The 1,506-nt window shown below is 65.8% G+C and carries 1 protein-coding gene; it reads right to left on the bottom strand.

Annotation, left to right across the window (positions count from 1 at the left end):
- Positions 1–1,506, bottom strand: a 1,506-nt coding sequence (locus AB0G47_RS40845; protein WP_360781188.1) for a condensation domain-containing protein, incomplete at both ends; no start/stop codon positions are given.

The following is a 1,506-nucleotide window of genomic DNA, read 5'->3' as shown; positions in this document are numbered from 1 at the left end:
CCGCTCATTCACCTCCCCATACGTCAACGACACCTCACCGTCCACCACCGCAACGCTGTCCGGCACACGCACAGCCTGCGCCTCGAACAACTCCGGGATCGTCTGCGCCGGGACAGGGCGAGCGGTGTCGTTCCACTCCTCAAGGAGCAGGCGACGCTCGGAATCCGAAAGGACCTGCACACGTCCGATGGGCAGGCCGGGGTCGGTCAGAACAGTTTCGAGGACGCGCAGGCAGCGGGCACCAATCGCCTCGACCTCCGACACGTCGAAGAGATCCGTCGCATAACCCAGATGCAGCCCCAGGCTTCCATCGCTGACCATCGCCGCGACACTCAGCGGATAGTGGGTGGCGTCCTTGCCCGGCGCAGGAGTGACACGCATGTCCTTCGCGATGGCCAGGGCGTCGGAGTCGACGGGGTAGTTTTCGAAGACGGTGAGGGTGTCGAAGAGGTCGCCGACGCCGGCGATCCGCTGAATGTCCGCCAGCCCCAGATGCTGATGCGCCATCAACCCGACCTGCTCGGCCTGCACCCGGCCCAGCAACTCCTCCAACGACAGCCCCGGATGCAAACGGACCCGCACCGGCAGGGTGTTGATGAACAACCCCACCATCGACTCCACACCCGACACCTCAGGCGGACGACCCGACACCGTCGCACCGAACACCACATCATCACGACCCGTCAGACCACCCAACACCAGCGCCCACACACCCTGGACCACCGTGTTCAACGTCAGACCCCGACCACGAGCCCACGCCTCCAACTCAGCCGTACGCTCCCGCGAAAGACCCACCACCACATGCTCAGGCATCCCCGGAGACCGCGAACCCGCATCCGGCACCAGACGCGTCGTCTCCGACACACCCTCCAACGCCCCAGCCCAAGCAGCCTCAGCCTCACCCCGATCACGACCCGCCAGCCACTCCACGTAGTCGCGATACGGCGCCACCCGCCGCAGAGACTTGTCGGCTCCATCGGACAGATAGGCGGCGAATATCTCCTGGAAGAGGAGGGGCAGGGACCAGCCGTCCAGAATGATGTGATGGTTGGTCAGTGCGACCCGCCACTTGTCCTGGCCAAGTCGGATCACCGCAAGCCGCAGGAGCGGCGGGTTCTCGAGATCAAAGCGCTTGGCCCGTTCCTCGTCGAGGATGCGTGCCAACTCGGCGTCCTGGTCGGTGGAGTTGAGGGCACTGAGGTCTTCCTCGCGCCATGGGATCTCCACCCGGTCCGCGATCACCTGCACCGTCGTCCCGGACTCCAGCACCCGGAAACCGGCCCGCAGACTCGCATGCCGCTCCACCAGCGCCTGGCACGCCCGCCGCAACGCCTCAACGTCCAGCGACCCCACCAGATCGAAACCGAACTGACCGGTGTAGACATCCACCGCCTGCTCGTCATAGAGCGCGTGGAAGACCATGCCCTCCTGCACCGGCGACAGCGGCCACACATCCGCCACCCCACCCGGCGTACGCTCCAGACCCTCCACCTCGGCCTGAGACAA

Source organism: Streptomyces sp. NPDC021622, from assembly GCF_040640795.1.
GTDB lineage: Bacteria > Actinomycetota > Actinomycetes > Streptomycetales > Streptomycetaceae > Streptomyces.
The sequence above is the reverse complement of the archived record's forward strand: the minus strand, read 5'-3'. Positions and strand labels throughout refer to the sequence as shown.